Annotated in this window: 22 protein-coding genes; 9 read left to right on the forward strand and 13 right to left on the reverse strand. The window is 73.7% G+C overall.

Going from position 1 to position 25,260, the window contains the following annotated elements; genetic code table 11:
- Genes nadC through AC0ZLC_RS21860 form a run of 4 tightly spaced genes read right to left on the reverse strand, consistent with a single transcriptional unit; the run spans position 1 to position 4,739 of the window.
- On the reverse strand, positions 1 to 993 hold the full coding sequence (nadC, locus tag AC0ZLC_RS21845) for a carboxylating nicotinate-nucleotide diphosphorylase (protein WP_476753631.1): 993 nt from the start codon (positions 991 to 993) through the stop codon (positions 1 to 3).
- A 5-nt stretch (positions 994 to 998) separates the two neighbouring features.
- Positions 999 to 2,774, reverse strand: a complete 1,776-nt coding sequence (locus AC0ZLC_RS21850; RefSeq protein ID WP_476753632.1) for an L-aspartate oxidase — start codon at positions 2,772 to 2,774, stop codon at positions 999 to 1,001.
- Positions 2,771 to 3,772 (reverse strand): pantoate--beta-alanine ligase, encoded by a 1,002-nt coding sequence (gene panC, locus AC0ZLC_RS21855; RefSeq protein ID WP_476753633.1) that lies wholly within the window; start codon positions 3,770 to 3,772, stop codon positions 2,771 to 2,773. Before panC ends, AC0ZLC_RS21850 begins: the two co-directional genes overlap by 4 nt.
- Positions 3,773 to 3,806: 34 nt before the next feature.
- Positions 3,807 to 4,739, reverse strand: coding sequence for a Rossmann-like and DUF2520 domain-containing protein (locus AC0ZLC_RS21860; protein ID WP_476753634.1), 933 nt, complete (start codon positions 4,737 to 4,739; stop codon positions 3,807 to 3,809).
- 171 nt (positions 4,740 to 4,910) lie between these two features.
- Between AC0ZLC_RS21860 and AC0ZLC_RS21865 the strand changes: the two genes are divergently transcribed.
- The gene (locus AC0ZLC_RS21865) at positions 4,911 to 6,140 is read left to right on the forward strand and encodes a threonine aldolase family protein (RefSeq protein WP_476753635.1); all 1,230 of its coding nucleotides are present in this window, start codon (positions 4,911 to 4,913) and stop codon (positions 6,138 to 6,140) included.
- Between the two features lie 107 nt (positions 6,141 to 6,247).
- On the opposite strand, the gene AC0ZLC_RS21870 is transcribed toward AC0ZLC_RS21865, so the two are convergent.
- The gene (locus AC0ZLC_RS21870; RefSeq protein ID WP_476753636.1) at positions 6,248 to 6,463 is read right to left on the reverse strand and encodes a hypothetical protein; all 216 of its coding nucleotides are present in this window, start codon (positions 6,461 to 6,463) and stop codon (positions 6,248 to 6,250) included.
- Between the two features lie 167 nt (positions 6,464 to 6,630).
- Between AC0ZLC_RS21870 and AC0ZLC_RS21875 the strand changes: the two genes are divergently transcribed.
- Entirely contained in the window at positions 6,631 to 7,737 is a 1,107-nt protein-coding gene (locus AC0ZLC_RS21875) for a DUF5937 family protein (RefSeq protein WP_476753637.1), read from the forward strand.
- A gap of 134 nt (positions 7,738 to 7,871) precedes the next feature.
- Here the strand turns inward: AC0ZLC_RS21875 and AC0ZLC_RS21880 are convergent, their stop codons facing one another.
- Together AC0ZLC_RS21880 and AC0ZLC_RS21885 are read right to left on the reverse strand one after the other, a co-directional pair.
- Complete coding sequence (locus tag AC0ZLC_RS21880) at positions 7,872 to 8,543, reverse strand: response regulator transcription factor (RefSeq protein ID WP_476753638.1); 672 nt, start codon at positions 8,541 to 8,543, stop codon at positions 7,872 to 7,874.
- Positions 8,544 to 8,686: 143 nt separating this feature from the next.
- Positions 8,687 to 9,892, reverse strand: coding sequence for a sensor histidine kinase (locus AC0ZLC_RS21885; protein ID WP_476753639.1), 1,206 nt, complete (start codon positions 9,890 to 9,892; stop codon positions 8,687 to 8,689).
- Positions 9,893 to 10,056: 164 nt separating this feature from the next.
- Between AC0ZLC_RS21885 and AC0ZLC_RS21890 the strand changes: the two genes are divergently transcribed.
- On the forward strand, positions 10,057 to 11,163 hold the full coding sequence (locus tag AC0ZLC_RS21890; protein ID WP_476753640.1) for an SAM-dependent methyltransferase: 1,107 nt from the start codon (positions 10,057 to 10,059) through the stop codon (positions 11,161 to 11,163).
- On the opposite strand, the gene AC0ZLC_RS21895 is transcribed toward AC0ZLC_RS21890, so the two are convergent.
- Positions 11,128 to 12,279, reverse strand: coding sequence for an NADH-quinone oxidoreductase subunit D (locus AC0ZLC_RS21895; protein WP_476753641.1), 1,152 nt, complete (start codon positions 12,277 to 12,279; stop codon positions 11,128 to 11,130). The genes AC0ZLC_RS21890 and AC0ZLC_RS21895 overlap by 36 nt on opposite strands.
- Before the next feature lie 31 nt (positions 12,280 to 12,310).
- On the opposite strand from AC0ZLC_RS21895, the gene AC0ZLC_RS21900 reads away from it, so the two are divergent.
- Together AC0ZLC_RS21900 and AC0ZLC_RS21905 are read left to right on the forward strand one after the other, a co-directional pair.
- Positions 12,311 to 12,805, forward strand: coding sequence for a PH domain-containing protein (locus AC0ZLC_RS21900; RefSeq protein ID WP_476753642.1), 495 nt, complete (start codon positions 12,311 to 12,313; stop codon positions 12,803 to 12,805).
- 182 nt (positions 12,806 to 12,987) lie between these two features.
- A complete protein-coding gene (locus AC0ZLC_RS21905) occupies positions 12,988 to 14,295 on the forward strand; it encodes a PH domain-containing protein (RefSeq protein WP_476753643.1) in 1,308 nt (435 codons plus the stop codon).
- Positions 14,296 to 14,478: 183 nt separating this feature from the next.
- Here the strand turns inward: AC0ZLC_RS21905 and AC0ZLC_RS21910 are convergent, their stop codons facing one another.
- The 4 genes from AC0ZLC_RS21910 to AC0ZLC_RS21925 all read right to left on the reverse strand — a co-directional run bounded on the left by AC0ZLC_RS21910 (position 14,479) and on the right by AC0ZLC_RS21925 (position 18,937).
- Entirely contained in the window at positions 14,479 to 16,209 is a 1,731-nt protein-coding gene (locus tag AC0ZLC_RS21910) for a hypothetical protein (RefSeq protein ID WP_476753807.1), read from the reverse strand.
- Between the two features lie 289 nt (positions 16,210 to 16,498).
- Complete coding sequence (locus tag AC0ZLC_RS21915; protein WP_476753644.1) at positions 16,499 to 17,461, reverse strand: ABC transporter substrate-binding protein; 963 nt, start codon at positions 17,459 to 17,461, stop codon at positions 16,499 to 16,501.
- Positions 17,462 to 17,537: 76 nt separating this feature from the next.
- Entirely contained in the window at positions 17,538 to 18,218 is a 681-nt protein-coding gene (locus AC0ZLC_RS21920; RefSeq protein WP_476753645.1) for an ABC transporter permease, read from the reverse strand.
- Positions 18,215 to 18,937, reverse strand: a complete 723-nt coding sequence (locus tag AC0ZLC_RS21925) for an ABC transporter permease (RefSeq protein ID WP_476753646.1) — start codon at positions 18,935 to 18,937, stop codon at positions 18,215 to 18,217. Before AC0ZLC_RS21925 ends, AC0ZLC_RS21920 begins: the two co-directional genes overlap by 4 nt.
- A 173-nt stretch (positions 18,938 to 19,110) precedes the next feature.
- Between AC0ZLC_RS21925 and AC0ZLC_RS21930 the strand changes: the two genes are divergently transcribed.
- The gene (locus tag AC0ZLC_RS21930) at positions 19,111 to 20,259 is read left to right on the forward strand and encodes an ABC transporter ATP-binding protein (RefSeq protein ID WP_476753647.1); all 1,149 of its coding nucleotides are present in this window, start codon (positions 19,111 to 19,113) and stop codon (positions 20,257 to 20,259) included.
- Positions 20,260 to 20,318: 59 nt separating this feature from the next.
- Here AC0ZLC_RS21930 and AC0ZLC_RS21935 read toward each other — a convergent pair whose 3' ends face one another.
- The gene (locus tag AC0ZLC_RS21935; RefSeq protein ID WP_476753648.1) at positions 20,319 to 21,446 is read right to left on the reverse strand and encodes an alpha/beta hydrolase; all 1,128 of its coding nucleotides are present in this window, start codon (positions 21,444 to 21,446) and stop codon (positions 20,319 to 20,321) included.
- A gap of 228 nt (positions 21,447 to 21,674) precedes the next feature.
- Between AC0ZLC_RS21935 and AC0ZLC_RS21940 the strand changes: the two genes are divergently transcribed.
- The 3 genes from AC0ZLC_RS21940 (at position 21,675) to AC0ZLC_RS21950 (ending at position 25,084) form a co-directional block, all read left to right on the forward strand.
- Positions 21,675 to 23,483: a phosphatidylglycerol lysyltransferase domain-containing protein gene (locus tag AC0ZLC_RS21940; RefSeq protein WP_476753649.1), complete on the forward strand. Its 1,809-nt coding sequence runs from the start codon at positions 21,675 to 21,677 to the stop codon at positions 23,481 to 23,483.
- A gap of 150 nt (positions 23,484 to 23,633) precedes the next feature.
- Positions 23,634 to 24,584 (forward strand): dihydropteroate synthase, encoded by a 951-nt coding sequence (gene folP, locus AC0ZLC_RS21945; RefSeq protein ID WP_476753650.1) that lies wholly within the window; start codon positions 23,634 to 23,636, stop codon positions 24,582 to 24,584.
- Positions 24,581 to 25,084, forward strand: a complete 504-nt coding sequence (locus AC0ZLC_RS21950; protein WP_476753651.1) for a nuclear transport factor 2 family protein — start codon at positions 24,581 to 24,583, stop codon at positions 25,082 to 25,084. The genes folP and AC0ZLC_RS21950 overlap by 4 nt, the downstream gene beginning before the upstream one ends.
- Positions 25,085 to 25,260 lie beyond the last annotated feature (176 nt).

Genomic DNA, 25,260 nt, shown 5'->3' on the forward strand with positions numbered 1-25,260 from the left:
CTACTCCGCCTCGTCCGTCGACGCCTCGCGCAGGTCGAGGCCGATGTCCAGGATGGGCGCGGAGTGCGTGAGGGCGCCCACGGCCAGGTAGTCGACGCCGGTCTTCGCGTAGTGCTCCGCGTTGCCGAGGGTGAGCCGGCCCGACGCCTCCAGGAGTGCGCGGCCGCCGACCAGCGCCACGGCCTCCTCGCACTCGGCGGGCGTGAAGTTGTCCAGGAGGATCAGGTCGGCGCCCGCGTCCACGACCTCGCGCAGCTGGTCCAGGGTGTCGACCTCGACCTCGATGGGCAGCTCGGGGAAAGCCTCCCGGACGGCCTCGAAGGCCTGCGCCACACCGCCCGCGGCGACCACGTGGTTGTCCTTGACGAGGGCCGCGTCCGAGAGCGACATGCGGTGGTTGACGCCGCCGCCCATGCGCACCGCGAACTTCTCCAGGGAGCGCAGTCCGGGCGTCGTCTTGCGGGTGTCGCGCACCCGTGCGCCGGTGCCCTCCAGGGCGTCGGCCCACGCGCGCGTGGCGGTCGCGATGCCGGACAGCCGGCACAGGAGGTTGAGCGCGCTGCGCTCGGCGGTCAGCAGGTCCCGGGTGCGGGTGGTGACGCTGAGGAGTTTCTGGCCCGCCTCGACGCGGTCGCCGTCCAGGACGTGCCGCTCCACCTCGAACTCGTCGGTGCAGACCACCGAGACGACGGCCTCGGCGACCCGCAGGCCCGCGACGACGCCGGCCTCGCGGGCGGTGAAGTCGGCGGTGGAGACGGCGTCCTCGGGGATGGTCGCGACGGTCGTCACGTCCACGCCGTGGTCGAGGTCCTCCTCGATGGCCAGGTGCGCGATGTCCTCGACCTCCACGGGGTCGAGCCCCGCGTCGGTCAGGAGCTGCGCGAGCGCGGGATCGAGCCCGCACTCCAGGTACTCCTCGTCCGTGTCGGCGGCGCAGCCGCAGCCGTCGCCACAGCCGCCGCTCTGGGCGAGGGGAAGGTCGGGGGTGCTCACTTGGGTCACTGCTCCTGGGGACGGGGCGACGGCTGGGGCATGGAGATCCCTCCGGTCCGGGCTGGGCCGGGAGCCTCGGGGAGGGTCGGGGGGAAGTCTGCTGTCTCGGTGGTGCGCAGGGCGAGGGTCCGGTCGGGATTCAGCCGTACGACGATGTGGCGCCGCCAGGCGGTGTCGTCCCGGTCGGCGTGGTCCTCGCGCCAGTGGCAGCCGCGGGTCTCCTCGCGCAGCAGGGCGGCGGCTACCAGGACCCGGGCCACGCACAGGAGGTTGGTGGACTCCCAGGTGTCGACGCCGGGCTCGGACGTCTTGCCGTTCTCGTCGAGGGCGTCGCGGGCGTCGGCGTGCAGGCGCTGGAGGCGGTCGGCCGCCGCGGCCAGGGAATCCGCCGAGCGCAGGACGCCGGCGCCGTCGGTCATGATCCGCTGGATGGCGAACCGGGCCTCGGGGGCGAGCAGCGGGTGCGCGGGCTTCTCGGGGTGCGGGACGGGCGCCGGCACGCGCGCGTGGAGGGGGTCCTCCTCGTGGCGGGCGGCGATGTCGGCGGCGATGCGCTCGGCGTAGACCAGTCCCTCCAGGAGGGAGTTGGAGGCGAGCCGGTTCGCGCCGTGGACGCCGGTGCAGGCGACCTCGCCGCACGCGTACAGGCCGGGGACGGTCGTACGGCCGTGGTGGTCGGTGCGGACGCCCCCGGACGCGTAGTGGGCGGCCGGGGCGACGGGGACGGGCTCGGTGACCGGGTCGATGCCGTGCGCGCGGCAGGCGGCGAGGATGGTCGGGAAGCGGTGCTCCCACATGTCGGCGCCGAAGTGGCGGGCGTCGAGGAACATGTGCTCGGCGTCCTGCTCCTGCATGCGGCGCATGATGCCCTTGGCGACGATGTCCCGGGGCGCCAGTTCCGCCAGCTCGTGCTGTCCCGCCATGAAGCGCACGCCGCCCGCGTCGACCAGGTGGGCGCCCTCGCCGCGCACCGCCTCGGAGACCAGCGGCTGCTGGCCCTCCGCGTCCGCGCCGAGGAAGAGCACCGTCGGGTGGAACTGGACGAACTCGAGGTCGCTGACCTCGGCGCCCGCACGCAGGGCGAGCGCCACGCCGTCCCCGGTGGACACGGACGGGTTGGTGGTGGCCGAGAAGACCTGGCCCATGCCGCCGGTGGCGAGGACCACGGCGGGCGCGTGGACGGCGCCCACGCCGTCGTGCTGGCCCTCCCCCATGACGTGCAGGGTGACCCCGGCGGTGCGGCCGTCGGCGTCCGTGAGAAGGTCCAGGACCAGCGCGTTCTCGACGGTGCGCAGTCCGCGCGCGCGGACCGCGTCGACGAGCGCGCGGGAGATCTCGGCGCCGGTCGCGTCGCCGCCGGCATGGGCGATGCGGCGGCGGTGGTGGCCGCCCTCGCGGGTCAGCTCCAGGGCGCCCTCGGCGGACTCGTCGAAGTGCGCGCCGGTCGCGATCAGCCGCCGTACGGCGTCGGGGCCCTCGGTGACGAGGATGCGGACGGCTTCCTCGTCGCACAGGCCGGCGCCGGCGACGAGGGTGTCCTCCAGGTGCTGTTCGGGGGTGTCGCCCTCGCCGAGGGCCGCGGCGATGCCGCCCTGCGCCCAGCGTGTGGAGCCGTCGTCCAGGCGGGCCTTGGTGACGACGACCGTCCGCAGGCCCGCGGCTTCGCAGCGCAGGGCCGCGGTGAGCCCCGCGACGCCGGAGCCCACCACCACGACGTCGGCCTCGACGGACCAGCCGGGGGCGGGGGCGTGCAGGCGTATGCCGGTACCTGTGCCGGTCACGTGGCGGCTCCGAAGGTGAGGGGGATGTTGTCGATCAGCCGGGTCGTGCCGACCCGGGCGGCGACGGCGAGGACCGCCTCGCCGGTGAAGTCGTCCGCGATCTCGGTGAAGTCCGCCGGATCGACCAGTGCCAGATAGTCCAGGACCAGCGCCGGTTCCAGGCGGGCCGCGTCGTCCAGGACGAGCCGGGCGGCGGCGCGCACGGCGGCCGGTCCCGAGGCGGCCGCGGGGGCGGCCTTGGCGACGGCGTGCGCGTCGGCGGCGGCGCGGGACTCCCCTATGGCGCTGAGTGCCTCGGCACGCGCACGCGTGGCGGGCACTTCCCGGGCCCGCGCGCGCAGTGCCTCCTGCGCGGCGTGCCGGTCGCGGCCCGCGAACAGGGCCTGGGACAGCGCGAGCGCGGTACGGCGCTCCTCGGCGGAGAGGTAGCGGTTGCGGCTGGACAGGGCGAGCCCGTCCTCCTCGCGCACGGTGGGTACGCCGACGATCTCGATGCCAAAGTTCAGGTCGCGCACCATGCGGCGGATCAGGGCGAGCTGCTGGGCGTCCTTCTGCCCGTACAGCGCCACGTCGGGGCGGGTCAGGTGCAGCAGCTTGGCGACGACGGTGAGCATGCCGTCGAAGTGCCCGGGGCGCACGGCGCCCTCCAGGCGGCCGCCCATGGGGCCGGCGCTGACCCGGACCTGGGGTTCGCCGCCGGGGTAGACCTCGTCCACGGAGGGGGCGAACACGACGTCCGCGCCGGACACCTCGGCGATCTCCAGGTCGGCGTCGAGGGTGCGCGGGTAGCGGTCGAGGTCCTCGCCCTTGCCGAACTGGAGCGGGTTCACGAAGACGGTGACGACCACTTCGCCGTCGGCGCCGGCGAGGTCCCGGGCGGCGCGGATCAGCGTGGCGTGGCCCTCGTGCAGGGCGCCCATCGTCATCACGACGGCGCGCCTGCCGTGCCGTACGCGCGCGTGCAGCTCGTCCGCGGTGCGCAGCAGTGCGGTGCTCATCGGTGGCTCCCGTCGGCGCGCGGGACAGGCGTGGTCATCGGTCGCTCCCGTCGTCGGGCAGGGCCGCGCCGTCGGCGAGTACCCCGAGGAGGTCCTCGGCGAGTTCCGGCTTCAGCAGTCCGTGGGCGAGGGCGCGGTCGGCGGTCGCGCGGGCCATCGCCAGATAGCCGGCGACGGTCTGCGGGGCGTGCCTGCGCAGTTCGGCGACGTGGGCGGCGACCGTGCCCGCGTCGCCGCGCGCGACGGGGCCGGTGAGGGCCGCGTCGCCGGACCTGAGTGCGTTGTCCAGGGCGGCGCCGAGCAGCGGGCCGAGCATGCGGTCGGGGGCCTCGACGCCCGCGGCACGCAGCAGCTCCATGGACTCGGCGACCAGGGTCACCAGGTGGTTCGCGCCGAGCGCGAGGGCCGCGTGGTAGAGCGGGCGGTTCTCCTCGGCGATCCACTCCGGCTCGCCGCCCATCTCGATGACCAGGGCCTCGGCGGCCAGGCGCAGCTCGTCGGGGGCGGTGACCCCGAAGGAGCAGCCGGCCAGCCGCTGGACGTCCACGGGGGTGCCGGTGAAGGTCATCGCGGGGTGCAGCGCGAGGGGCAGCGCGCCCGCCCGCAGCGCCGGGTCGAGCACCCGCGTGCCGTACCGCCCGGAGGTGTGGACGAGGAGCTGGCCCGGCCGGACGGCTCCGGTCTCCGCGAGTCCCTCGACGAGACCGGGCAGGGCGTCGTCCGGGACGGTCAGCAGGACCAGATCGGCGCGCTCCATGACCTCGGCCGGGGTCACCAGCGGCACGTCGGGCAGCATCCGCGCGGCGCGGCGCACGGAGGCGTCGGAGACCCCGGAGACGGCCACCGGACGGTGTCCGGCCAGCTGGAGGGACGCGGCCAGCGCCGGGCCGACGCGACCGGCGCCGACGACGCCGACGGTCAGTCGCGCGGGGCGGTCCTTGGGCTCTGGCTGTTGGAATGTACTCACTCGACGGCGGCCTTCCCGTTCCAGTCCGCTCGGGGTACCGGACGATTTCTCGTCATGTTAACGCGATTGGTTCGAGCGCCGTCCGGTTGTCCACAGGCTGTGGGTTTCCGCGGGCCCGGCGGAGCGCGAACGCATGGGCCGGTGCGGGCCGCCCCGGGGGATGATCGGGGGATGAGCGAAACGGCGGAGCACGGCGAGGAGCGGGCGGCGCGGAACGGTGAGCGGGCGGCCGCGCCGGGGTCCGGCGGCGGAGCGGGCGGGGCGCCCTCGGCGCAGCGGCGGCGCGAGCGGCGGACGGCCGCCTACCGGGGTGCCCGGCGTCTGCTGGCCCGCGCCGGGCACCGGGCCACGCTCCGGGAGCGGCTGGCGGTCCTGGACGACGCGGCGCGCCTGTACGACCTGGACGCGTCCGTGGACGTCTACGGGAACGGGATCGTCGAGGCCCTGGAGGAGCGGGTCGCGGGACTGCTGGGCACGGAGGCCGCCGCCTACTTCCCCACCGGCACGATGGCACAGCAGGTGGCCCTGCGCTGCTGGGCCGCCCGCACCGGGAACCCGACGGTCGCCCTGCACGCGCTGTCCCACCCCGAGGTGCACGAGCGGAACGCGTTCAGCACGGTCAGCGGGCTGCGCCCGGTCCGGGTGACGGACGAGCCGCGGCTGCCGACCGCCGAGGAGATACGCGACTTCGAGGAGCCCTTCGGGGCGCTGATGCTCGAACTGCCCCTCCGGGACGCCGGTTTCGTCCTGCCCACCTGGCAGGAGCTGTCCGCGGTGGTGGAGGCCGCGCGGGAACGCGACGCGGTGGTCCACTTCGACGGGGCACGCCTGTGGGAGTGCCCCCCGCACTTCGGGCGGCCCCTGGACGAGATCGCGGGCCTCGCGGACAGCGTCTACGTGTCGTTCTACAAGTCGCTCGACGGGTACAGCGGGGCGGCGCTGGCCGGGCCGCGGACCCTCGTCGAGGAGGCGAAGGCCTGGCGGCACCGGTACGGCGGCCTGATCGTCCAGCAGTTCCCCGCGGTGCTGTCCGCGCTCGCCGGTCTGGAGCGGGAGTTGCCCCGGCTGCCGGAGTACGTGGCCCACGCGCGCGTGGTCGCCGCCGCGCTGCGCGAGGGATTCGCCGCCGCCGGGGTGCCGTGGGCGCGCGTCCACCCGCAGGAGCCGCACACCCACGACTTCCAGGTCTGGCTGCCGTACGGCCCCGAGGTGCTGGAGGACGCGGCCGCCGCCCAGGCCGAGGACACCGGGACGTACTTGTTCGCCGGCGCGTGGGCCCGTGGCGGGCCGGGGGTGTCGTGGACCGAGGTGTCGGTGCGGTCCGCGGGGCTGGAGTGGACGGCCGACGAGGTGCGGGCGGCCGTCCGGGACTTCGTCGCGCGGCTGCCGGCTGCGGGTTAGCCGGGTTCCGGGGCGGGCCGCCGGGGTCGGCGCGCCGGCCGGGTGCCGCCGGGGCCGCTCGGGCACGCCCGGGCCCGGGCAAGCACGCTGGGGACCGCCGGCCGGTGTCAGCGGCTCAGGTGCCGCCGGGCGCGCAGCCACCGGCCGGCGGTCCCCCGGATCCGCCCACGGGCCGGCCGGCCCGCCACGACGGCGCGGAAGCGCCGGACGTCGCGCAGTTCCCGCGCCGTCCGCCGGTCGTGGGCGCCCGGCGCGGGCGGGAGCGGCTCGCCGAGCTGCCGGGCCCGGTAGGTGTCCAGGAGGTACTGCTGGGTGATGCTCATGGCGGTTCGCCTCTTCGCGACGGAGAACGGCCGGGATCCGGTGTGGGCGCGGCGCTCCGGTGCTCCGGTGCTCCCAGCCTGCGCCCGTACCCGGCGTCTGTCCTGCCGGTCGACGGCCGGTGCCGATCGGCGGCGGCGTTGTCGGTGGGGCGGTGCACCATGAGGGCATGAGCGTGAGCATCGACGTCACCGGGCTGCGGCGGGAGCGGGTCGCCGTCGTGCCGTCCCCGCTGGCCGAGCTGGGGATGGCGCTGCACGCGCTGTCCGAGCCGGGGCACCATCCGGGGCTCCGGGGCTGGGCGACCACGGTGCCCGCGGGCCTCGACCCGCATCTCGCCGACCGGATGTGCGAGGCCGACTTCCTGTGGCGCACGACGTTCTCGGACCTCTTCCTGCCCGCCGCGGGCATCCCCGGTGGATCCACGCTGCCGGGGGCCACGCTCGCCGAGGACCTGGACCTGCTGGACAAGCTGACGGACGAGCAGTTCGTGGCGGCGGCGCTCGAGTTCACGTGCGCGCTGTCGTACGACGCGCCCGGCCCCGACACGCTGTCCGACCTGCGGCTGCGCGCGCGTGCCCTGGAGCTGGCCGCCTCGCGCGGGCCGCACCAGGTGCGGTTCGCCCGGCGGCTGCTGGAGGACCCGACGGGTGTGCGGGCATGGCTGCGGCAGTTCGTGGAGGACTGTGACGAGGCGTTCTTCGCGGAGGCGTGGTCGCGGCTGCGGCACCAGCTCGCGGCGGACGCCCGGCACAAGACGGACCTGTTCCGCCGCAAGGGCCTCGCCGGCGCGCTGGCCTCGGTCTCCCCTTCCGTGACGCTGGACGAGCCCGCCGGGCGGATCGTCGTGGACAAGCTGGCCGACGGTCACACCGCCACGGCGGACGGCGGCCTGCTGCTGGTGCCGACCACGCTCGGCCGGCCGCACCTGATGGTCCTCCACCGCTACGGATGGCAGCCGGTGCTGCACTACCCGGTCGGGTCGCCCGAGCCGGCCGCCCCGCCCTCGGTCGAGCAGCTGACCCTGCGGATGACGGCGCTGTCCCACCCGGTCCGGATGCGGATCTGCCGTCATCTGGCCCGCAGTGCCTACACCACGGGTGAGCTGGCGCAGGTGCACGGCATGACGGCCCCCGAGATATCCCGGCACCTCGGCGTCCTCAGGAAGGCGGGCCTGCTCACCACCCGCCGCCGCGGCCGGTACGTCCTGCACCAGCTGGACGTCACCGTGGTGGCCCGCCTCGGCAGCGACTTCCTGGAGGGCATCCTGCGCTGAGGCCTGTCCGGCCGTGGACCTTTCCTCGAAGCAGCGCGGCTCGGTGACCGTCATGGGGGCGATCACGACACCGTCGCGCCGGGCGAGGGCGAGATCGCTGGTGCGTCCCGGTCACCCGCCGGTCGCGTCCCCGGTCAGCCGTGGCCGCCCGCCCGTACCAGGCCCGTCTCGTAGGCGAGGACGACCACCTGGACGCGGTCGCGCAGTCCCAGTTTGGTGAGGATGCGGCCCACGTGGGTCTTGACGGTGGCCTCGGACAGGACCAGCCGGGCGGCGATCTCGCCGTTCGACAGTCCCTGCGCGACCAGCACCATGACCTCGCGCTCGCGGCCGGTGAGCCGTTCCAGCTCCGCGTGCTGGGGCTGCTTGCCTGCGTTGGGCAGCATCGGCGCGAACCGGTCGAGCAGGCGCCGGGTCGTGGAGGGCGCGACGACGGCGTCACCGCTGTGCACGGAGCGGATCGCGGTCAGCAGCTCGCCCGGCGGCACGTCCTTGAGCATGAAGCCGGAGGCGCCCGCCTTCAGCCCGGAGAACGCGTACTCGTCGAGGTCGAAGGTGGTCAGGATCAGCACCTTCGGCGGCTCGGTGTCCGAGCAGATGCGGCGGGTGGTCTCGACGCCGTCCAGTTTCGGCATGCGGACGTCCATCAGCACCACGTCGACGTCGGTCCCCCGCAGCACCTGGAGGGCCTCGACGCCGTCGCCCGCCTCGGCCACGACCTCCATGTCCGGCTGGGCGTCGAGCACCATCCGGAAGCCGGTGCGCAGCAGCACCTGGTCGTCGACGAGCATCACGCGGATCGCCATCGGGGTCCTTTCACAAACGTACGGGGGTCAGCGGTTCGGGCGCATACGAGGCCGGGTGGGTCCCGGACAACAGGATCGGGCACGGATCGGGCAGGGATCGGGCACGGATACGTACAGATGTGCGGCGAACGTATGTACAGGTGTCAGTGGGCGGCCTTGAGCGGCAGCAGTGCGCTGATGCGGAAGCCCCCACCGGGGCGCGGCCCCGCGTCCAGGGTGCCGCCTACCATGCCCACCCGTTCGCGCATGCCGATCAGGCCGTGGCCCCGGCCGTCGGCGCCCCCCTCCTCGTACAGCTCGTGCGGGGCACCCTTGCCGTCGTCCTCGACGAGCAGCCCGAGGCCGTCGTCGAAGTACACCAGCCGCACGCTGGCGCCCGCGTTCGGGCCGCCGTGCTTGCGGGTGTTGGTCAGGGCCTCCTGCACGATGCGATACGCGGTCAGTTCGACGCCGCTGGGCAGCGGGCGCGGGGTGCCCTCGACCTTGTAGTCGACGGGCAGGCCGGCGGTGCGCACCTGCTCGATGAGGTCGTCGAGCTGCTCCACGTCGGGCTGCGGGACGTACTCGCCGCCCTCCTGGTGCTCGCCGGTGCGCAGCACGCCGAGCAGGCGGCGCATCTCGGCGAGCGCCTGCCGGCCGGTCCCCGAGATGGTCTCCAGTGCCTTCTTGGCCTGGTCGGGGGCGGTGTCGAGGACGTAGGCGGCGCCGTCGGCCTGGACCACCATGACGGACACGTTGTGCGCGACGACGTCGTGCAGTTCCCGGGCGATCCGGGCCCGTTCGGCGGCGACCGCGACCTTCGACTGCGCCTCGCGCTCCTTCTCCAGGCGGGCGGCACGCTCCTCCAGCTGCGCGAGGTAGGCGCGGCGGGTGCGGATGGAGTCGCCGAGCACCCACGCGAGCGCGAACGGCACGGTCTGGAAGACCGCTATCAGGACGACGCCCGGGGTGCCCGCCGACTCCTGGGGCCAGCGCAGCTGGGAGAGGGGTGCCGCACAGAGTCCGCCGACCAGGGCGAACCGGGAGGCCCAGCGGGCGCCGTCCGCGGCGACGGTGTAGATGATCACCAGCAGCGCGAAGTCCGCGGGCGACACCCCCACGTCCAGGACGAGTTGCGCCACACCGGTGGCCGCCGCCAGCACGAGCATCTTCTCGGGCATCCGGCGGCGCAGCGCGATCACGAGACACAGGACGGCGGCGACCGGGAGCGCCACGGCGAGCGGCCCCCGGTGCTCCGACGCCCCGCTGACACTGCGGAGACTCACGCCGGTGATCCCGAGCAGGACGACGGCCCAGAAGCAGTCGACCCACGTGGGGTACCTGCGGAGAAAGTCATAGAGGCGCTGCACGTAACCCAGAGTAGGTAGGCGCGGTGTGTGCGGGGGTCAACCGGAGGACCGATCCGCAACCCGCACGCGTACTCCCCAAGGTGGAGGGCCCGCAGTCCTCTGCGGCTACCGGGCTCCCCGGGACGGGGCCGGCCCGGCCGTCGGGAGGGCTCTAGCCTGGGCCGGTGACGGATGAGGCGGCGGACGGCCGGGGCGGACGGCGGGAGACGGCCGACGGCCGGCGCGGGTGGCGTGCGGCGGCCGAGGAGGCGCTGTACGGGCCTCGCGGCTTCTATCTGCGTCCGGAGGGGCCCGCGGGGCACTTCCGCACGTCGGTCCATGCCTCCCCGCTCTTCGCGCGGGCCGTGGCGCGGCTGCTGTGCCGCGTGGACGAGGCGCTGGGACGCCCGGCCGATCTGGCCTTCGTCGACATGGCGGCGGGCCGGGGCGAACTCGTGACCGGTGTCCTCGCGGTCCTGCCCGGCGACGTCGCCGCCCGCGCGCGCGGGTACGCGGTCGAGCGGGCCGGGCGGCCCGCCGGTCTCGATCACCGGATCGAGTGGCTGCCGGAGCCCCCGGAGGGGACCACCGGTCTGCTGTTCGCCAACGAGTGGCTCGACAACGTCCCCGTGGAGGTGGCCGAGGCGGACGCGGAGGGCGTACCGCGGCTGGTCCTCGTACACCGGGACGGGACGGAACGGCTCGGGCCGCCCGTCGTGGGGGCGGACGCCGAATGGCTCGCGCGCTGGTGGCCGACGCCGTCCGAGGGCATGCGGGCCGAGATCGGCCTCCCCAGGGACGCGGCCTGGGCCCGCGCCGTCGCCGCCCTCGACCGGGGCCTCGCCGTCGCCGTGGACTACGCGCACTTCGCGGGCGCGCGGCCCCCGTTCGGGACGCTCACCGGTTTCCGCGCGGGCCGCGAGACCCCGCCCGTGCCCGACGGGTCTTGCGACCTCACGGCGCACGTGGCGCTGGACGCGTGCGCGCTGCCCGGCGGGCGGGTGGTGACGCAGCGGGCGGCCCTGCGGGCGCTCGGCGTGCGCGGCGACCGCCCGCCGCTGTCCCTGGCGACCACGGGCCCCGCGGCCTACGTACGGGCCCTCGCGGACGCGGGCGCCGCCGCCGAGCTCACCGCCGCGGGCGGACTCGGCGACTTCGGCTGGCTGCTCCAGCCCGTCGGCGTACCGCTGGACCTGCCGGCCGGCCCGATGGACCCCCCGGCCGGCCCGCGGGACGTGCCGTCCGCCTTCGCGGACCTACTTGTCGATGTCCCCGACCACGAAGAACAGTGACCCCAGGATCGCCACCATGTCGGCCACCAGCGTGCCCGGCAGCAGCTCGGCCAGCGCCTGGATGTTGTTGTACGAGGCGGAGCGCAGCTTCAGCCGGTACGGGGTCTTCTCGCCCTTGCTGACCAGGTAGTAGCCGTTGATGCCGAGGGGGTTCTCGGTCCAGGCGTACGTGTGTCCCTCGGGGGCCTTGAGTACCTTGGGGAGCCGCTGGTTGACCGGGCCCGGCGCCAGGTCCGCGAGGCGGTCGAGGCAGGCGTCGGCGAGCGCAAGGGCGACGTGCGTCTGCTCCAGCAGGCACTCGAAGCGGGCGAGGCAGTCGCCTTCCCGGCGCGTGACCACCTTCAGTGTGTCCTGGAGTTCCGGGTAGGCGAGGTACGGCTCGTCGCGGCGCAGGTCGAAGTCGACCCCGGAGGCGCGCGCGATCGGCCCGCTCACCCCGTACGCGTGCACGGCTTCGGGCGACAGCACACCCACACCGCGCGTGCGGCCCCGGAAGATCTCGTTGCCGAGCACCAGGTCGTCGTACACGCTCATCCGCGAGCGGACGGAGGCGACGGCCTCACGCGCGCGCGTGGCCCAGCCGGCCGGCAGGTCCTCCTTGAGGCCGCCGACGCGGTTGAACATGTAGTGCATGCGCCCGCCGGAGATCTCCTCCATGACGGTCTGGAGTTCCTCGCGCTCCCGGAAGGCGTAGAAGACCGGGGTGATCCCGCCCAGCTCCAGGGGGTACGACCCGAGGAACATCAGGTGGTTGAGGACGCGGTTCAGCTCCGCGAGGAGCGTGCGCATCCACACCGCCCGCTCGGGGACCTCCATGCCGAGCATCCGCTCCACGGCGAGGACCACGCCCAGCTCGTTCGAGAAGGCGGAGAGCCAGTCGTGGCGGTTGGCGAGCATGATGATCTGGCGGTAGTCGCGGGCCTCGAAGAGCTTTTCCGCGCCGCGGTGCATGTAGCCGATGACCGGCTCCGCGTGCTGGATCCGCTCGCCGTCGAGGGCGAGCCGCAGCCTGAGCACGCCGTGTGTGGACGGGTGCTGGGGCCCGATGTTGAGCACCATGTCGGTGCTCTCCGCGGCGCCGCCGATACCGACCATGGTCTCCGTCGTGGGAGTCATGGGGACAGTCTCTCGTACGTACCCTTGCGGCATGGAGACGGGGACCACACAGAACGCGGCGGGCGAGCCCGTCTGGACCGGCCTGCCGCCGGGCCTGCTCCGGATGCGACGGCTGCTGCTGGTGGTGTGGGCGGGGTTGGCGGCGATCACCGCGGGACTCGGCCTCGGGCTGCTCGCCGGGCCCGGCTGGGCGGCCTTCGCGCTGCTCCCCCTCGGTCTGGCGCTGTGGGGCTGGCCGGTGCTGGGGCGCAACTGGCGCTCCTGGCGGTACGCCGAGCGCGCGGACGACCTGCTGATCAGCCGGGGCGTGCTGTGGCGCGAGGAGACCGTGGTGCCGTACGGGCGCATGCAACTGGTCGAGGTCACCTCGGGGCCCGTGGAGCGGTACTTCGGGCTGGCGAGCGTGCAGCTGCACACGGCGGCGGCGGCGACCGACGCCCGCATCCCGGGGCTCGACCCCGAGGAGGCCGAGCGGCTGCGGGACCGGCTCACGGAACTCGGCGAGGCACGATCGGCGGGCCTGTGACCCCGCCCCCGCCGCCGGTCCCCTCCGACCCGGCACCTGCGGACCCGCCACTGCCGGGGCCGGGCGCTTCGGGCACATCGGCGCTGGGGACCGCAAGGGTTCCGGGCACGTCGGCGCCAGGGACCGCGGATGCGGGCACTCGGGCGCCGGGGACCGCGGGCGTTCCCGGCGCCCATGGCGTGGTGGCGCCGGCGGAGGCGTCCGCGCTCGTCGAGCAGCGCCTGCACCCCGTGACTCCGCTGCGGCGGGCCTGGGCGCCCGTCGCCGTGCTCGCCGGCTGGGCGGTGCACGACCCCGGCCAGGCGCAGGCGCAGCTGACCCGGCTGACGACGACCACGCTGCTCGTCGGGCTGGCCGTGTTCGTCCCGGCTGCCGCCCTCTACGGCTTCCTGACCTGGTGGTTCACGCACTACGCGGTGACCGCGACCGAACTGCGCATCCGCACCGGCCTGGTGTTCCGCCGCACCGCGCACATCCGGCTCGACCGGCTCCAGGCCGTCGACGTCACCCAGCCGCTGCTGGCCCGCGTCGCCGGTGTCACCAAGCTCAGACTCGACGTCATAGGGACCGACAAGAAGGACGAACTCGCCTACCTCGGTGAGGGTGAGGCCCGTGCCCTGCGCGCGGAACTCCTCGCGCGCGCCGCCGGTTTCGCGCCCGAGACGGCCCACGAGGTCGGCGAGGCGCCGGTGCGGCGGCTGCTGCACGTGCCCGCGGGCGTCCTCGCCGTCTCCCTGGTCCTGACCGGCGCCACCTGGGGAACCCTGACCGCCGCGCTCGTCGTGCCGTCGCTGCTCTGGTTCCTCACCCACAGCGCGTGGACGGTTCTCGCGACGGGTCTGCCGCTGCTCGGCGCGGCGGGCGCGAGCAGCGTGGGGCGCTTCGTCGCCGAGTACGACTGGACGGTCGGCGAGTCCCCGGACGGCCTGCGGATCGACCACGGCCTCCTCGACCGTACGCACGAGACGGTGCCGCCCGGCCGGGTGCAGACCGTGCGGATCGTCGAGCCGCTGCTGTGGCGGCGGCGGGGGTGGGTCCGCGTCGAGCTGGACGTGGCCGGATCGTCCAACTCCGTGCTCGTCCCGGTCGCTCCGCGCGAGATCGCCGACGCGGTGATCGCCCGGGTGCTGCCGGGCATGGTCGTGCCGGGCGCGCTGTCGCGTCCGCCGCGCCGGGCCGGCTGGTGTCTGCCCTTCTGGTGGCGGGGTTACGGGCTCGCCGTCACCGACACGGCGTTCGTGGCACGCCACGGGTTGCTGCGCCGCAGCCTCGCCCTCGTACCGCACGCGAAGGTGCAGAGCGTACGGCTCGGACAGGGGCCCTGGGCCCGCCTCAAGGGGCTCGCGGACGTCCATGTGGACACCGGCGCCAACAAGACGGTGACGGCGCGGCTGCGGGACGCCGGGGAGGCGGCGGCACTCCTGCAGTCCCAGGCCGACCGCTCCCGCACGGGCCGCGGACAGGCCCGCCCGGACCGCTGGATGGTGTGAAGCACGACGGGCGGCCCGCAGGGCCGGGGGCCGGGGGGCCGGAGGCCGGCGCGGGCGCCTGCGGACGGCCCGGAGACGCGCGGTGCGGTCCCGGCCCGGTACGACGGGAGGGCACCGGCGACAGTGCCGGTGCCCTCCCGTGAACTGAACCCGTGGACGTCCTGCCTCAGCGGCCGTCGTGTCTCAGGAGACCGCGCTCCGCAGTCCCGCCACGTCGATCCGCTCCGTCTCGTCGTGCGCGGTCAGGTCGATGACCTGGCCGACCCCGCGGGACTCCTCGTCCGCGGGCTTGAACTGGACGGCCTCCGACTCGGCCTTGTGCAGCGCGAGCGCCTCCTGGCCGACGACGTCCGCGAGGTCCTCGTTCTGCACGGCCTCCAACGCGTCCGGCGACGTGCCCTGCTGCGTACCGAAGAAGTCGAAACCGCCCTCGACCCGCCGACGCCGCCGGGGCGCGTTCGGTACGACCGCCACGGCCGTCGGCACGGTGAAGTGCCCGGAGGGCCGCACCGACTTGACGGGCTTCGTGGGCTTCGCGGGCGTGAGGGCCGCCGCCGCGGACGTCTCATCGGCGGGGGCCTGCGGTGCGGCGGCCTCCGGGGCGGCAGCGCCGGCCGGGCGGGCGGGTGCGGGCCGGGTGGACGGCGGTCGCACGGGCACCGGCCGGACGGTCGCGGAGGCGGTCTCCCCTGCCGAGGGCGCGGCGGCCGCGCGCCGGTGCCCGTCGGCCGCCTCGGACTTCCCCTCCGCCTCGTCCTCCTGAACCTGTGCCGGCCCAGACGCGGCCTGCGCCGGGTCGTCCTCCACCGGGCCGCGCCGCGCGGACGTGTCCTTCACCGGGCCCTCCGCGGCGGGGGCGGCCTGCGTGCCGGAACCGCCCTTGGAAGAGCGGCCTTTCGCGGCTCCACCGGGTCCGGGTCCGGGCCCGTCCGTGCCGGGACCCGGCTCGCGCTCAGCCTCGGCGTCGGCGTCGGCGTCGGCGTCGGCGTCGGCGTCGGCGTCGGCGTCGGCGTCGGCGTCGGCCTTGGCATCGGCGTCGACCTGGAGTTCGGGTTCGGTTGCGGATCCCGAGTCGGGCTCGGACTTGGGCTCGGGCTCGCGCTCAAGCTCCGGATTCGGATCGAGGTCGGTTCCTGAGTCGCCCTCGGATCCGGAGTCGGGGTTCGCCCCTCGCTCGCCCACGATCCGGTCCAGCGCCGAGTTGGCGCGCAGGAACAGTGAGGAACCCGTCGGGGAGAAGGGCTCCGAAGAGTCGACCCCCGACTCACCGCCCTCCGGGCGGGGCGGGTCCTTCAGGTCGGCGCCGGTGCGCTCGGACGCCGGAGTGGGCGAAGGCGCCGGAACCGTACGAGCCGCCTCGGCGGCCGACGCGGACACCGGACCCGCCGACGGTACCGCGGCACCGGACGCCGGGGCACCGGACACCCCCGGGGACGCCACGGCCCCGGGCGCCTGCGCTGTCCGGTCGGCCGAGGCCGCCGTCAGCGCCCGTGCGGGAACCGCCGTCTCTATCGCGAGCACACGACGGCTCTCCAGTGCGGTCGCGCGCTCCGTCTCCGCCGTGGCGTACCGCCGCAGCAGCGCCGCGTGTTCGTTGCGCAGGCCCGCCAGTTCCGCCCGCTTGGCACGCAGCCGGTGCTCCAGCTTGGTGCGCAGCTCGCGCGACTCCTCGAGGTCGGTCTCCAGTTCGGCGACCCGCTCCTCGTAGCGCCACTCGTCGCCCGCACGCGCGCGCGTGAGCTCCGCGACACGCTTGCCCGCCGAAGTGTCCCAGCGGCGCATGACGACCGAACCCACCACGGTCGTCAGCGCGGCAGCCGCGGCCAGCCCACGGAGCACCGAGGTCTCCGTGAACAGCCAGGGCCCGACGGCGCAGAGAAGCGAGACGCCGGCGATCGCCGAAGGAGGCAGCAGCCTGTGCAAGGGCGGGGAATGACGGTGACGTCCACGTGGCATGGCCAGAAACTTACCGCGCGTAGGCGAATCATGGTGCCCCGCGAGGTAAAAACACAGCCACCCCGCAGCCTTCACACGCCCCGGGCACGAACACGACCACCGCATCGCCTCGCGAAAGCGCCACAACCCCAGGGCGAAACCCCTCCCACGCCTTCGCAAAGACGTTGCAGGGGCTGCCACTTCGGCCCGCGGGAGGCCCGTCACGTCACTCCCGCGAAGAGCGCATTCCGCCGGAGAGGCGGGCCGGCTACTTCTTGATCAGCCCCTTCGACTCCAGATACTCCTTCGCCACATCGGCTTCCTTCTGGCGCTCCGCGTCGACCTTGCGGTTGAGTTCCACAAGATCATCCGTGGTGAGCGTTTCTGTCAGCTTCCCCAGGGCGTCGGCTATCGCCTGGTCGCCGGCGTCCTTCGCGTTCACCACCGGAAGCACGTTGTCCGCGTTCTGCAGCTTCTTGTCGTCCTCAAGGAGCACGAGGTCGAAGTTCTTCAGCGTCGCGTCCGTGGTCGTGGTGAGGACCAGCTGGTCCGTGCCGTTCTTGACCGCCTGCTTGGACTGGGTCGTGCTGACGCCCTTGGGGTCGATTCCGGAGACGTCGATGCCGTAGGTCTTCTTCAGACCCGGCGCGCAGAAGGGCCGCGTCTCGCATTCGTCACCGGCCGCGATCTTGACCTTGACGCCCGACTTGCCGAGGTCCGAAAGGGTCTTGAGGTCGTGCTTCTCGGCGAATTCGGTGCTGACCGCGAACGCGTTCTGGTCGACCGCCGCACCGGCCGGCAGCACCTTGAGGCCCTTCGGCCCGGCGAGCTTCTCCAGTGCGGCGACCGTGGCGTCGACATCACCGGAGGCGACGGGCTTCGCCTTCGGGCCGTTCTCCTTCACGTTGAGGAATTCCGCGAGGGTCGCCGCGTAATCGGGGACGATGTCGATCGCCCCCTTCTCCAGCTGGGGTTCGTAGATCTCGCGGTTCTCGACGGTCTTTACCGAGACGCTGTAACCCGCATTGCCGAGCACCTGCTTGTAGAGCTCGCCGAGGACCTTCGCCTCGGTGAACCCGGCCGCGCCGACCACGAGCTTGCCCTTGCCGCCGCCAGCCGCCTTGTCGGGGCCGTCGTCCTCCAGGCTGTCCCCGCCGCACGCGGTGAGCCCCGCGGTCAGCGCGCCGACGGCCACCGCCGCGACCGCCATCCGACGCGTTCTGCTGTTCATCGTTACCCCTCTTCGGAAGTCGTACGTCACGGTGCGCCCGGGAACCGGGACGTCACCGCGTATCGAGAAACTGATGTCACCGGGCGGTGCCCTGGCGGCCGCGCATCGGGTCGAAGACCCGTCCCGCCATCACCAGCGCGCCCTCGATCAGCAGCGCGAGCACGGCGACGAGGAAGGCGCCGGCCACCACCTGCGGCGTGTTCTGCAGGCTGAATCCGGCGGTGATGATCCGGCCGAGTCCGCCCTCGCCGGCCGCCGCGGCGAGCGTCGCCGTGGCGATGATCTGCACCGTCGCGGACCGCACCCCGGTCATGATCAGCGGATACGCCAGCGGCAGTTCGACCTGGCGGAACACCTGGCCACCGCTCATGCCCATCCCGCGGGCCGCCTCCACGACGGACCGGTCCACCTCGCTCATGCCGATGTACGCGTTCGTCAGCAGCGGCGGCACGGCGAACAGCACCAGCGCGATGAGCGTGGGCAGGTCCCCGTGCCGGCCGAGCGGGGTGAGGGTGAGCAGGACGAGCACGGCGAGCGTGGGCACCGCCCGCCCCACGTTGGAGAGGTTCACGGCGAGCGCGCCCCCCTTGCCGATGTGCCCGAGCCACAGCGCGAGCGGCAGCGCGACGAGACAGGCGACGGCCAGCGTGACCCCGCTGAAGTACAGATGCTCGGTGAGCCGGTGCCAGACCCCCTTGTCACCCTGCCAGTTCGCACCGGTCGTCAGCCAGTCGTACGCACCCGATACCGCGTTCACGCCGCCTCAGCCACCTTCGCCGGGGCCGCACGCCGCCGTATTCGGGGGGCGCGGGTCACCCGCGCCCAGGGGGTGAGCAGCCGCTGGAGCCCGAGCAGCAGCAGATCGGCGGCCAGGGCGAGCAGCACGCAGATCACGGACGCGGTGAGCACCTGCGCCTTGAAGTCGCTGTGGAGGCCGCTGACGATGAGCGTGCCGAGGCCGCCGTAGTCCACGATGTACCCGACGGTCGTCAGGGCCACGGTCGAGACGGTGGCGATGCGCACCCCGGCGAGGACCGAGGGCAGCGCCAGCGGCAGTTCGACCTCCCAGAGCAGCCGCGCGGATCCGTAGCCCAGACCTCGGGCGGCCTCGCGGGCCTCCTCCGGGACCGCGTGCAGCCCGGCGAGGATGTTCCTTACGAGGATCGTCAGGGAGTACAGGACGAGTCCCGTGACGACCAGGGAGGCCGAGAGGCCGAACAGGGGCAGCAGCAGCGAGAACATCGCGAGCGAGGGGACCGAGTACAGGACGGTCGTCAGACCGAGGATCGGGCCGGCGAAGGCGCGGAACCGGCGGGCCAGCAGCGCCAGCGGGAAGGCCACGACGACACCGATCGCCACGGAGACCACGGTGATCCACACGTGCTGCACCGTCGCGTCGGTGAGCTCCTGGCTGCGGGAGCTGACGTACTCCCCGCAGATCCAGTCGTTGGCCACCAGGCAGTTCTGCTCGCTCACTCCGTCCCACCTCCCCCACATCATCGAACGTATGTCAGTGGACCGCGCGCCCGCACATCGTTTTGACTTGCTGGCGACCCTAACGCCGACCACTGACAATGGCCGAGAGTCGCCGTACGAGCGAAACACTGCCTTCACACAACGTCCGCCGTCCGCGGCCACAATGGGGAGCCATGATCCGGTTCGAGAACGTCACCAAGCGGTACGCGGACGGCACCACGGCCGTCGACGACCTGTCCTTCGAGGTCGCCGAGGGGGAGCTGGTCACGCTGGTCGGCCCCTCGGGCTGCGGCAAGACCACCACGATGAAGATGGTGAACCGGCTCATCGAACCGTCGAGCGGCCGGATATTCCTGGACGGCGAGGACATATCCACCGTCGACCCCGTCCGGCTCCGCCGCCGCATCGGCTACGTCATCCAGCAGGTCGGCCTCTTCCCGCACAAGACGGTGCTGGACAACACGGCGACCGTCCCGCACCTGCTCGGCGTCAAGCGCGCCAAGGCCCGCGAGCGCGCGGCCGAACTCCTCGACCTGGTCGGCCTCGACCCGTCCGTCTACGGCGGGCGTTACCCCGAGCAGCTGTCCGGCGGCCAGCGCCAGCGCGTCGGCGTGGCCCGCGCCCTGGCCGCCGACCCGCCCGTGCTGCTCATGGACGAGCCGTTCGGCGCGGTCGACCCGGTGGTGCGCGAGCACCTGCAGAACGAGTTCCTGAGGCTCCAGCAGTCCGTGCGCAAGACGGTCCTGTTCGTCACGCACGACATCGAGGAGGCCGTACGTCTCGGCGACCGCATCGCCGTCTACGGCGCCGGCCGCATCGAGCAGTTCGACACCCCGTCCGCCGTCCTGGGCGCCCCGGCGACCGACTACGTGGCGGACTTCGTGGGCGCGGACCGGGGCCTGAAGCGGCTCTCGGTGACGCCCATCGAGGAGAGCGACCTCGACCAGCCGCCCGTGGTGCGCCTCGACGATCCGCTGCCCGGGAAGCTCGACGCGCCCTGGGCGGTCGTCCTGGACGCGAACGGCGACCTGCACGGCTGGATCTCCGCCGACCACGCGCGCGGGCGGACCGGCACGGTCAGGGAGCACGCCCGGCGCATGGAGGCCTGGCTGCCGGTGGGCGCGTCCCTGAAGCAGGCGTTCTCGACGATGCTGCAGCACGACGCCGGCTGGATCGCCGTCATCGACGAGAACAGCGAGGGCCGCTTCCTGGGCGTCCTCACCCCCGCCCGGCTGCACGAGGCCCTGCGCCGCTCGACGGCCGCGGACGCCCGGGACATCGCACGCGCGGACGTCGATCTGGAGACGGTCAGCGGCTCCTGATGCCGCCGGCCGCCCAAGCCGCGGGGCCCCCGCCGCGGGCGGCCGGGGCCCCGCGGTGCTCAGCGGTCGCTCAGCCGTCCGCTGATCCACTGGAGGGTGCCGGGGATCTCGCGCCGCCAGGTGTTGAAGTTGTGTCCGCCGCTGTCCAGGATGACCGACGCGATCCGGGTCGGCCGCCTCGACTTCACCAGCTCTATGAACTTCAGCGTGTCCCGGTAGTTCGCCTCCCCCTGCCTGCTGCTGGTGACGAGCAGTGAGGTGTCGGGCGCGGGCCGGTGCTTGAGGTACCACCACAGGTCGGCGTGGTCGCGCAGCGCCTCGTCCCCGTGGAAGAGGTCGCCCGTCGTGGGGTCGGCGGGTGCCCGGTAGTACGGCGAGAGCCCCGCCCCCGCGGCGTACGTCCCGGGGTGGTGGACGGCGAGTTTCAGCGCGCAGTACCCGCCCGTGGAGTCACCCACGACGCCCCAGCTGCCGGGCTTCCTGCCCACCCGGTAGTGGGCCGCCACGGCGTCGGGGAGGTCCTTGGCGAAGAAGGACTCGGCCTGCGGGCCGCCGGGTACGTCGACGCACTCGGTGTCCCGCGGCGGCGCCACGGTCGGCCGCAGCATGACCAGGATCATCGGCTGGATCTTCCCGTCCTTGGCCATCGCGTGCGCCGTCTGCGGGTAGTGCAGCCCCTTGATGAGCGCCTCGGCGGTGCCCGGGTAGCCGGTGAGGACGGTGACGGCCGGGAACGTCCGGGTGCGGTACCGCGGCTGGAAGTACTCCGGCGGCAGGTACACGTACGCGGGCGTGGCGATGTGGGTCGTACGGCCGACCACGTCGACCTTCTGGATCTGGCCGCCGACCTGCGGACGCGCCCCGCCCGACACGTTCACCTGCTGTGTGCCGACGACCTGGAGGGGGCCGCCGCCCGCCCCGCCGGGGCCGTGGTCGACGACCACGCCCTGACCGCTCTCCCGGCCGAACAGATCCGCCCAACTGGCGTAGAAGCCGAAGGCCTGGTTGGCGCAGAGCCCGACGGCGGCGAAGACCGCGACCTGGGTGGCCAGCAGCAGCCCGACCCGGCCGCTGACGGCCCGCCAGGTGTGCCGCGCCAGCCGCGGCCACAGCCACACCGTGCCGACGAACAGCAGCACGGCGGCCACGACCGCCGATACCAGCACCTTGTTGCTCGTGAGACCCATGGGCTCTTCCTGCCTGCGCTTTCCGGTCCCGGGCGCGCGCCACGCCTCTTCGCGGACGCTTGCCCGGGACTTTCCCTGCCTTTTGAAACGGCTTTCCGGAAGGGAGTGAACCTGTCTCCCCAAGACACCGTCCTAGAGGGCGCAATGTCGCCGGATGCCGGATTGGCACCGGATTCACGGTCTCTCGCGGAACTACGGGATGCGATGTCTGTCAGGATAGATGGGGAAATGTCCGGCGCGGTTCCGGACCGGCCGCGCAAGACGCGCCGACTGCTCCGCGGCCCGAGCGCCGAGGCCGCCCCCACGCTGGTCGCCCGGGCCTGCGCCCTCGTAGGACTCCTGGACATCTCCGCCGGTGTCTTCCCGCGCTTCCGGCACAGCCGCGTGCACACGCTGGCCGAGGTACTGCCGGGCGCGCTGGGCCCGTTCACCGCCGCGCTGTCGCTCAGTGCCGGCGTGCTTCTGCTGCTCCTCGCGCACGGGCTGCGCCGTCACAAGCGCCGGGCGTGGCGGGCCGCCGTCGTCCTGCTGCCGGCCGGTGCCGTGGCCCAGTTCGCGTACCGGCACTCCCTCATCGGCGTCGCCATCTCCCTCGCGCTGCTCGTGCCGCTGCTGCGCCACCGCGGTGAGTTCGCCGCCCTGCCCGACCCGCGCAGCCGGTGGCGGGCCCTCGCCAACTTCGTACTGATGGGCGCCGGTTCACTGGCCCTCGGACTGGTCATCGTCAGCGTCCACTCCGACCGGATGACCGGCGACCCCAGCCTCGCCGACCGCATCCAGCACGTGCTGTTCGGCCTCTTCGGCTTCACCGGCCCCGTCGACTACACGGGACCCACCTCCTGGACGGTCGCCTTCTCCCTCGGCGCGCTCGGCCTCCTGACCGCCGTCACCACGATCTACCTGGCCTTCCGCCCCGAACACCCCGCCGCGCGGCTCACACCGGACGACGAGAGCCGGCTGCGCGCCCTGCTGGAACGGCACGGCGGCCGCGACTCCCTCGGCCACTTCGCGCTCCGCCGCGACAAGGCCGTCGTCTTCTCCCCCAGCGGCAAGGCCGCGGTCACCTACCGCGTCGTCTCGGGTGTGATGCTCGCGAGCGGCGACCCGATCGGCGACGTGGAGGCCTGGCCCGGCGCCATCGAGCGCTTCATGGACGAGGCGAGGGCCCACTCCTGGACGCCCGCCGTCATGGGCTGCTCGGAGACGGGCGGTGAGGTGTGGACGCGCGAGACCGGGCTCGACGCCCTCGAACTGGGCGACGAGGCGGTGGTGGACGTCGCGGATTTCAGCCTGTCCGGGCGCGCGATGCGCAACGTGCGCCAGATGGTGAAGCGCATCGAGCGGGCCGGTTACGAAACCCGCGTCCGGCGCGTCCGTGACCTCGGCGAGGGCGAACTCGACCGGATACGCCGGGCGGCCGAGGACTGGCGCGGCACCGACACCGAACGCGGCTTCTCCATGGCGCTGGGCCGCATCGGCGACCCCGCGGACGGCGACTGCCTGATCGCCACCGCCCACAAGGCCGACGCCCGGCCGGGCCCGTACGGCGATCTCAAGGCAGTCCTGCACTTCGTCCCGTGGGGTGCCGACGGCGTCTCGCTCGACCTCATGCGCCGCGACCGTGCGGCCGACCCCGGCATGAACGAACTCCTCATCGTGGCCGCCCTGGAGGCGGCTCCCCGCCTGGGCATCGCACACGTGTCCCTGAACTTCGCGATGTTCCGCGCGGCGCTGGCCCGCGGCGAGAAGATCGGTGCGGGGCCGGTGCTGCGCGCCTGGCGCGGTCTGCTGGTCTTCCTGTCCCGCTGGTTCCAGATCGAGTCCCTGTACAAGTTCAACGCCAAATTCCGGCCCCGCTGGGAGCCCCGCTTCGTCGTCTACCGCTCCTCCGGCGAACTCCCGCGGATCGGCCTCGCGGCCATGCAGGCGGAAGGGTTCGTGAACCTCGCCCTGCCCCGGCTGCTGCGCCGCCGCACGCCGGTACCCCGCCGCCCCTGCGCACACGGGGTCACCGAGCGGGAGATGCGACCGGCGTGAGCCCCGGGAACGTGCGGGGGCGGGTCTTCCTGCCCAGGGCCCCGGGGGAGCCTCCCCCGGGGCCTCGCGTCCGCGGAGCCCGCCGACGGCGGGGACTGCCCGGTCCGCCCGAGGGGAAGCGGCGCACCCCCGGAGGCCTAGGCTGGACGCATGAGCACCAAGAGCGGGCGCGGCGAAGTCGCGGGGCTGCCGGTATGGGACCGCTGCGCGGTCATGGGGGTCGTCAACGTGACGCCCGACTCCTTCTCCGACGGGGGCCGCTGGTTCGACACGACGGCCGCCGTCAAGCACGGCCTGGGTCTGGTCGCCGAGGGCGCCGACCTGGTGGACGTCGGCGGTGAGTCGACCCGTCCCGGGGCCACCCGCGTCGACGAGGCCGAGGAACTGCGGCGCGTCATCCCCGTCGTGCGGGGACTGGCCTCGGAGGGCGTGACCGTCTCGGTCGACACCATGCGCGCCTCGGTCGCCGAGCAGTCCCTCGCCGCCGGGGCCGCCCTCGTCAACGACGTCAGCGGCGGCCTCGCCGACCCTGCGATGATCCCGGTCGTCGCCGCCGCAGGCGCCCCCTTCGTGGTCATGCACTGGCGCGGCTTCCTCTCGGGCGGCAACGCCGAGGGCTCGTACGAGGACGTCGTCTCCGAGGTCGTCGACGAACTGCACGCGCGCGTGGAGGCCGTTCTGGCGGGCGGCATCGCCCCCGACCGGATCGTCCTGGACCCCGGCCTCGGCTTCTCCAAGGCGGCCGGCCACGACCTGTCCCTGCTGGCCCACCTCGACCGGCTGCTGGCCCTCGGCCACCCACTGCTCGTCGCGGCCTCCCGCAAACGCTTCCTCGGTCGGGTTCTGGCGGGCCCCGGGGGCGCCCCGCCGCCGGCCCGCGAACGGGACGCCGCCACCGCCGCCGTCTCCGCGCTCGCCGCCCAGCAGGGCGCCTGGGCCGTCCGCGTCCACGAGGTGCGGGCCACCGCCGACGCCGTCCGGGTCGCCCGTGCCGTGGAGGGTGCCCGTGCCGGCACGCCCGCCCGGCCCGCGGGCGCCCTCCCCGGCACCGCGGTCCGGGACGCCGGCCCGCACGAGCCGGGCGGAGCGGGAGACCGGTGAGCGCGCCCCACACCGACGTCGAGCAGGTGGAGCTCGCCAACACCGCCTACTACGAGGCGATGGAGCGGGGTGACTTCGACGAAGTGTCCTCCCTCTGGATCACACCGTCGGATCTCGGCCACGACGAAGACGTCCACGACCCGGCGGACGCCGCCGTGATCTCCTGCGTCCACCCCGGCTGGCCCGTACTCTTCGGCCGCGGCGAGGTCCTCAGGTCGTATGCGCTGATCATGGCGAACACCGAGTACATCCAGTTCTTCCTCACCGACGTCCACGTCTCCGTCACCGGCGACACCGCCCTGGTGACCTGCACCGAGAACATCCTGAGCGGCGGTCCGCCGCCGGCGGACGGCGACGAGCTGGGCCCGCTCGTGGGCCAGCTCGTCGTCGCCACCAACGTGTTCCACCGCACACCGGACGGCTGGAAGCTCTGGTCGCACCACGCCTCGCCCGTACTGGCCGAATCCGGTGCCGAGGACGACGAGGACACACCCGGTTGAGTGGGTAGGCGCGCAGCGGCGGTTCGAACCACGGGGCCCTGGGTAGGGGCGGCTACCAACCCGTGAGCCGCCGTGTTCCCCATGGGAAACGCCCGGTGCAGCCCTGGCGGCGCCGCACCGGGCACCCCACCCGTGGCCGAGCACTGTCAGTGCCCGCAGGTAGATTCACCTGATGA

This window comes from Streptomyces sp. GLSS-08 (assembly GCF_056387915.1).

What these genes read in the sequence shown, in the direction of transcription:
- folP (WP_476753650.1), top strand. Translation starts at nt 23,634, where the DNA reads ATGAGCACCAAGAGCGGGCGCGGCGAAGTCGCGGGGCTGCCGGTATGG.
- AC0ZLC_RS21875 (WP_476753637.1), top strand. Translation starts at nt 6,631, where the DNA reads ATGAGCGTGAGCATCGACGTCACCGGGCTGCGGCGGGAGCGGGTCGCC.
- AC0ZLC_RS21900 (WP_476753642.1), top strand. Translation starts at nt 12,311, where the DNA reads ATGGAGACGGGGACCACACAGAACGCGGCGGGCGAGCCCGTCTGGACC.
- AC0ZLC_RS21940 (WP_476753649.1), top strand. Translation starts at nt 21,675, where the DNA reads ATGTCCGGCGCGGTTCCGGACCGGCCGCGCAAGACGCGCCGACTGCTC.
- AC0ZLC_RS21880 (WP_476753638.1), bottom strand. Translation starts at nt 8,543, where the DNA reads ATGGCGATCCGCGTGATGCTCGTCGACGACCAGGTGCTGCTGCGCACC.
- AC0ZLC_RS21865 (WP_476753635.1), top strand. Translation starts at nt 4,911, where the DNA reads ATGAGCGAAACGGCGGAGCACGGCGAGGAGCGGGCGGCGCGGAACGGT.
- AC0ZLC_RS21870 (WP_476753636.1), bottom strand. Translation starts at nt 6,463, where the DNA reads ATGAGCATCACCCAGCAGTACCTCCTGGACACCTACCGGGCCCGGCAG.
- panC (WP_476753633.1), bottom strand. Translation starts at nt 3,772, where the DNA reads ATGAGCACCGCACTGCTGCGCACCGCGGACGAGCTGCACGCGCGCGTA.
- AC0ZLC_RS21915 (WP_476753644.1), bottom strand. Translation starts at nt 17,461, where the DNA reads ATGAACAGCAGAACGCGTCGGATGGCGGTCGCGGCGGTGGCCGTCGGC.
- AC0ZLC_RS21895 (WP_476753641.1), bottom strand. Translation starts at nt 12,279, where the DNA reads ATGACTCCCACGACGGAGACCATGGTCGGTATCGGCGGCGCCGCGGAG.
- AC0ZLC_RS21935 (WP_476753648.1), bottom strand. Translation starts at nt 21,446, where the DNA reads ATGGGTCTCACGAGCAACAAGGTGCTGGTATCGGCGGTCGTGGCCGCC.
- AC0ZLC_RS21930 (WP_476753647.1), top strand. Translation starts at nt 19,111, where the DNA reads ATGATCCGGTTCGAGAACGTCACCAAGCGGTACGCGGACGGCACCACG.